Below are 6,453 nucleotides of genomic sequence, written 5' to 3'. Positions count from 1 at the left end.
ATGTGTCCAAGATATTGACTCAAATCCAATAAGTTTTTTCCTTGTCAATTTGATTTGCAGGTGTTATCGGCGTAACCGCGAAATTGAATTCACTGGCAGCTATCGTTTTACTGCTAGCAAAAACACTTAAAATAACTAGTGCAATTGTGAATAGTATTTGTTTTCGTTTCAATCAAACCACTCCTTACCAATAGATAAGAGACGAGAATGATTTCTCGTCTCTCAAGGCATTAATTTCCTGGTACGTCAGTCAGTGTCCATGTTAACTTAGTTGAATATTTTTCAGCATATTTTGTTGTTGAACCTGGGACACTTAGTTCAATGCTTTCACTAGCTGTTGTAGCAGTTCCCCAAGTGTAAAGGTACGTTCCAGCACCGTTTCCTACACTGGCTGCCATAACATCAGATTGTGAACCATCTGCATTTAAAACGATTGTTTCTGGTCCAACTGGTTTACCTGAATCAGATGCTGTCACTACACGCCCATTTTTGAAACTAATTGTTGCACCAGTTAGTTCTTTTCCTGAAGTAGATGTAAATTGACCTTCTTGATTCACTTTCAATGACTAGCCAGCCTCTGTCCCACGATTATCAGTCACTTGAACATAATTGGGGCCCTCTTTCACTTCAGTTGATGGATTACCCTCTGCATCTAAGGTTTTATACTTTTGTGATGCAGCAAAGTAAGTTTGGTCTTTCGAAGTGATTTTTTGTACACCAAAATCTAAACTTGAAGCATAGTCAATTGATAGTGGACCATTTGTTCCAGGATTTGGTCCATCTGGATCCGTTGGATCGATTGGATTTACTGGACCTGTTGGATCCGTAGGGTCAACTGGATCGGTTGGGTCTTCATTTGGTACGAATTCTACCACACCGTTTGAAGTATAAACGCCACCGTCAGCTGCAAAAGTAGTTACTGGTACAGTTAGTGCGCCTAGGATAATTGTTGACATAAATAATTTAGTTGATTTTTTCATTTTATTTGCTCCATTCTTTTGATTATGGGACATCTTCAAGCGCCCATTCTAAAGTTCCTTTATAAGTCCCTAACAATTGTTTTTCTATCGGTATTTTCAGACTGAGTCCCTCTGTATCATTCCAACCGTCTGATAAATTTGTTTCGCCATCTTCTGTTAGCTTACCTTCTTCAACGGGAATTGATTCACTAGTAATATTGATTGTTTCCACATCATTCGTGTAATAAAATTGTCCCGCTAAGCTATTATGGTCCGAAACTAAAGGAGATTTTTCTTTCAACGTAATTCGCCAAGGATTTTTTTCAGCTCCCCGCGTATCAGAAACAATTAAGTTTCCAATTACATTGGGTGTATATTTTGTTCGGATACTGCTAACTTTTTGCGTACCAAAATCAAATGTTTCAGGTACAGCCTTCAGTTCTAAGGTTCCTATGACAACTATTTTTGTTGCAGCTTTAAAGACAGCATCGCGGTAAGCATATTCTTCTGCAGGCTGAATGTTCCCAACTTCAGTATTCGTTTTTGGTGGATCCGGAATTTGTGTTATTTTGCCACTTGTATCCTGTAAAAAGATTTGTAGTACATCATCTTTCTTTAAACTTAGATTTGAAAGGGACAACGTCCATTTTCCTTCACTAGAAACATTCGTAGTATTGGTTTGCCTTTCACCATTTAGTGTTATCGTAACGATTGCCCCAGCTTCACCAGTTCCTGATAGCTCTTTGACCAAAGGTGATAAGGTTTCACCGCTATCGATAATGGCTGGTTCTGGAGGTGTAACATCAATTACAAGATATTTTGATGCTTCTTCCGAAATCCATGGACCTCTTTGCGCTGTTGCCTGCATATCTTTTCCTGCAAGATTAAATGATTCTGATTGATAACTTGCATAGCCATTTTCATCTGTCAATAAATCTTTCGTTACTTTCCCGTGGGTATCAGTAATTGTCACATTTGCTTGATTTTTGGAAGCATAAACAGGAATATAGCTAACTTCTCCGTCAGCATTTAATCCATTATTATCTGGCACATAACCGATAATCACTCTGGCTTTAATTGTTTTATCTGCATCTGTAACAGGAACCCACTCAACGACAGGGTTTTGGTTCATTCCTGAGATTCTACGATAATTTTTTTGAGAAAAAGAATTCAATCCCGAGGTAGTAGCACTAATTTGTTCATTTGAGCCATTACCGGTTACTGAAAATTGAGCTACTTTTGTATATGTTTCATCTGAGGGGCCTAGAGGTTGGGTAGCTAACTTCCACAAATCAATATCAGAATCGACAATCTGAAAAAGATTATCCGTATAATTTCCCATAGCAACTTGAACTGCTGTGTAGCCATCTCTTAAATTACGAATGTCGTATTGAGCAGGACTATTCAAAATAAACTTGTTATTTTGTCTTCTAACATTTCCCGTACCTAGTCCATTGGCAGACAAATTAATCAGTGGCTGATTACTTACACCAATCGTGTAAAAGTAAGCCCCTGGTTCAACAATCAAATAATTATTGTCATTACTATAAGCTACAACTGAACCAGAATTTTGTTTACTAGTTAAGTTAACGATTGCCCCTGCTTTTATAGTCATTCCTGCACCATCCATATCAAATCGAACAGCATTTCCGGGCATATTTACATTAAATGTACTATTTTCTCCCACCGTCAATGCTTGATAATATGAATAAACTGCTGGATAAGTCGTACCCGTTGTCTGACTTTGTGTTAAATCGACACGACAATTTTTTCCAATCGTAAATTCTTTGCTTGCACCTGTGGATGTATCTGCAGCAGCAACGTTATACCAAAAAATCGAGAAATTGTAATAATTTACATTCCCTTTGTAATTGGTACCATCTTCCATTTTCAAACTACCTAAATAGAAGTTTTCCGCACGTGTATCGATGTCCATTTTTCCATATACGGTTACTTCAGAATAAGAGGCTCTTGCCAGCCTTTGGACATCGGGTTCCGTTGTAATATTGCCAAAACGATATCGCCATTTCCCGCCATTAGTGTAATTTAAACGAGTGCCCACAATGTCTTCACTATTTGCTCCACCGTAACGTTGATTAAGCACGATATCATGCATATGAAAATTCCCTGATCCTGTTGGCGAACCCAGCTGAATAGATGTACTTTTGAAATCCACTCGATGACCTCTACCATCTATTTCTAAGTCATTTTTTCTCGAATAGTTGGTTAAAGATGTATCTGTATTACTGGGATTGTCAAAATCACCTGTCAAAATAATCTTAGTGACTGCTTCGTCTCTAATAGCTTGAACAAATGTACTCCAACTGGATACTTCTACACCGTCAATAGCTGCTTCTCTTGTAGTGATTAGCGCATTGCCCTCATTTTTTTCTTCTACTTTAGACGTTTTCTTTGTAGTATCACTTGATTCTGTAGTACTTTCATTCCCATTTTCACTTGAAGAAAGTGTCTCACGGGTTGAATCAGCTGTCGGAATGTCGCTCGTTTCTGTTTGCTGATCAGAAATATCCGTGTTTAATCGTTTTGAAATGTCTGTATCAGGTAATTCATTTTGAGTGGTTTCAGAACTGTTTGTAATAGAGTCTGAACTAAATGTATTGACAATAGGAGAGATATTGGTCGCTAATATGCCGCTTAACATTAGCGTAACTATTTTTCCTTTGAACATATCTCTTTCCCCCTAATCTCTAAATTCCTGGAACATCCGTTAACGTCCAAACTAATTTTGTTTGGTATTTAACTGCATCTTTAGGTGTTGCACCAGGTACAGCTAATTGGATAGCCTTTGTAACATTTACCTTTTGTGCATCACCATTTTCATCAACTTCTTCTACTTCTTCTACAGCTCCCCAATAGGTTGCCCAAGTTCCAGCACCAGCTTCTGCTTTGGCTGTTGTCACAACAGACTCCTGTCCAGGTACTAAAGCAATATTATCTTTTGCATCAGGAGCTACTACGTTTTGTGCATTACTATTCACTGTTGGATCATTTAAAGTAATTTGTGCACCCGTTAAAACATTATTCAATGTTTGTGTTGTCGAAGTTAATTGAGTCTCTTGTTTAACTGTCAACGTCCAACCACCGTTTGTTCCGCGATTGTCAGAAATCTGAACAAAGTTCGCCGTATCTTTTTGGTCACCTTGATAAGCTTGTGCTCTGGCAAAGTAAACTTGATCTTTATTGGAGATACGATTTTTACCAAAATCTAAACTAGAAGCATAGTCAATTGACAATGGTCCTTGTGTTCCTGGATTTGGCCCATTTGGATCTGTTGGATCAATTGGGTTTACTGGTTTTTCTGGATCTGGATTTTCTGGATCAACTGGAACAGTTGGATCTAAATTAGGAATAAATTCTACGAGTCCATTTGAGTCATACTGTTTGTTCTCTGCTGCATATCCTTCGATAGATGTCGCTAACAGTCCTAAAGTGCTAAAAGCTAACAGACCGATGAGTTGCTTTTTCATTGATACTCTCCTCCTCAAACTTAGTTATTTGGTGTATTTTCCAAAGACCATACTAATTTTGTTGAATATTGTTTTGCTAATTTGACCGATTTCCCTGGTACTGAAAGTTGAACAGCGTCTTTGTTTTCTTCTTCATTGGCACCAAAACGATAAACCCATGTTCCAACGCCAGTTCCTTCTTTCGCATTGATTGCAAGCGTATTACTTGCTCCAGGTGTCAATATTAAATCAGCGTTCACAGTTGTTGGTGTATATTTTGCGTCAACTAATGAAGCAGCTTGTCCCTTTGTAAATGCTAACTGTGCGCCAACTAACTCTTCACCTGATGCTGTTTTGAATTGTTCTGGTTGTGAAAGACTTAGCTTCCATCCTGCCAACGTCCCCCTTTTATCGGTAACTTGGACATAAGTCGGTTTTTTAGAACCATCTGTCATTTCATCTGGTGCTGCGTAATACACTTTATCTGCTGTAGAGATTTTTTGTACACCAAATTTAAATTTTGAACCATAATCAATCGATAATGCCCCACCTGTTCCTGGTCCTGGAGGATCCACTGGATCTACAGGATCTGTTGGATCTGGATTTTCCGGATCGACTGGGGGTGTTACCTCTTCGTCCCCTGCTTCAAAAGTAATAATTCCTTCTGAGTTGTATTCTTTTGGAAATGTTTCCTCTGCAGCCACTTGAATCGAGTGTGCCATCAAACTGAATAGCAAAGTAGTTGACATCAATTTAACCATCTTTTTCATCTATCAAATTCCCCTTTTCTCTTTTTCATAAAAATAAAAATGCTTACTCCGATTAACAGAATAACCCCCACATGCGTAAAAGCTGGATAAGTATAATCTCCTGTACTTGGTAATATGACTTGGCCAGTTGATAAATAATTATTAGATCCTGCTACCCAATCAGATCCAGAATTATTTGAATCATTTTTATTCTCGTACTCATATTTACCATAAAAACTCGCTTGTCCATTTGAGTCATAGTTCTGCTCTATTGCATTTATTTCATTTGTAATCCCTATTACACAAAAAAATAGCAGTAGAACACTCATCATTTTTAAAATATTTCTCATATGCTACTCCTTTCTTGTCTTTTTGTGATTTGATTGAACTGGCCTCCAACCATACTTAATTATAAAAAAATAAAAAACTTGTTTCTTTCAAACTTTTTACTTAACTATCAAAAAAAAATATATAAACCGTTATGTGCCAACAATTGTTAGCGTTTACACACGGGATTTTTTGACCGCTTTCTTTTTTTGTATTGCAAATCATAGTTATTATTTTATTTTTCTTAATCGTTATTCATATACAAAATGATTATTCCATTAAGGCAATCAAAAAGAGAGCAGAAAAACAGATTATTCGCTGTTTTCTTGCTCTTTCGATAGAAAAAAAGACAACGATCAATTACGATCGCTGCCCTATGCTTTTTGTCTTAAATAGATTGTTCTTTTCCAAAATAATGTTGCCATTTTTGACGCATGCTACTAGTCATTGGTTGAGCAGCTTCTTTCACTGCACAATACTTATCAACAAATGTCACAATGTAGCTTTCTTTATATTTGGGTGGTGCAATGGTTGCTCCCCACATATGTTTCAAGATAATATCACGTTCTAAATCAGATAGTTCCGTGATTTTTTCTGCATTTTTCACAGCAATTCTTGGGTGTACATACGCATGTGAACCTTCATCAAATTTAGTCGTTCGCCAGTCGTAATAAAACAGATCATGTAAAAGCCCAGCTCTTGCTGTTGCCTTAGCATCCCCGCCCCATTTTTTCGCTAATAAATAACTATAATAAGAAACACTAATGGAATGTTCCAATCGTGTTGAGTGGACATGTTGCGTGTAGTCGGCTAATTTTTTCACTGCATCTGTTTCCAAAAGATCTGCTACATAAGACATGTATTCTTCGTCTTCACGCCATTTTTCTGTCATATTTTCAATCTGCCACCTTTTGATTTTCGTTATTTCTGAAATTGACCATAGTATATCAC

At 37.3% G+C, this 6,453-nt stretch carries 6 protein-coding genes and 1 pseudogene; all 7 read right to left on the bottom strand.

Features of this window, described 5'->3' with window-relative positions; translation table 11 throughout:
* Window positions 1-19 precede the first annotated feature (19 nt).
* The 7 genes and pseudogenes from RV17_RS13425 to RV17_RS05310 all read right to left on the bottom strand — a co-directional run bounded on the left by RV17_RS13425 (window position 20) and on the right by RV17_RS05310 (window position 6,394).
* Window positions 20-172 carry a hypothetical protein gene (locus RV17_RS13425; RefSeq protein WP_169819324.1) on the bottom strand — a complete coding sequence of 51 codons (153 nt, stop codon included), beginning with the start codon at window positions 170-172 and terminating at the stop codon, window positions 20-22.
* A gap of 58 nt (window positions 173-230) precedes the next feature.
* A pseudogene (locus RV17_RS05335) lies at window positions 231-980 on the bottom strand (WxL domain-containing protein).
* 22 nt (window positions 981-1,002) lie between these two features.
* The gene (locus RV17_RS05330; protein ID WP_071868707.1) at window positions 1,003-3,648 is read right to left on the bottom strand and encodes a pectate lyase-like adhesive domain-containing protein; all 2,646 of its coding nucleotides are present in this window, start codon (window positions 3,646-3,648) and stop codon (window positions 1,003-1,005) included.
* A gap of 19 nt (window positions 3,649-3,667) precedes the next feature.
* Window positions 3,668-4,447, bottom strand: a complete 780-nt coding sequence (locus RV17_RS05325; protein ID WP_071868706.1) for a WxL domain-containing protein — start codon at window positions 4,445-4,447, stop codon at window positions 3,668-3,670.
* Window positions 4,448-4,467: 20 nt separating this feature from the next.
* On the bottom strand, window positions 4,468-5,196 hold the full coding sequence (locus RV17_RS05320; RefSeq protein ID WP_071868705.1) for a WxL domain-containing protein: 729 nt from the start codon (window positions 5,194-5,196) through the stop codon (window positions 4,468-4,470).
* Complete coding sequence (locus tag RV17_RS05315; RefSeq protein WP_071868704.1) at window positions 5,193-5,525, bottom strand: LPXTG cell wall anchor domain-containing protein; 333 nt, start codon at window positions 5,523-5,525, stop codon at window positions 5,193-5,195. The genes RV17_RS05320 and RV17_RS05315 overlap by 4 nt, the downstream gene beginning before the upstream one ends.
* Before the next feature lie 365 nt (window positions 5,526-5,890).
* Window positions 5,891-6,394, bottom strand: a complete 504-nt coding sequence (locus RV17_RS05310; RefSeq protein ID WP_067483904.1) for an HD domain-containing protein — start codon at window positions 6,392-6,394, stop codon at window positions 5,891-5,893.
* Between the last annotated feature and the right edge of the window lie 59 nt (window positions 6,395-6,453).

The organism is Enterococcus thailandicus (genome assembly GCF_001886265.1).
GTDB lineage: Bacteria > Bacillota > Bacilli > Lactobacillales > Enterococcaceae > Enterococcus_B > Enterococcus_B thailandicus.
This window is presented reverse-complemented; position numbering and strand designations above follow the sequence as displayed.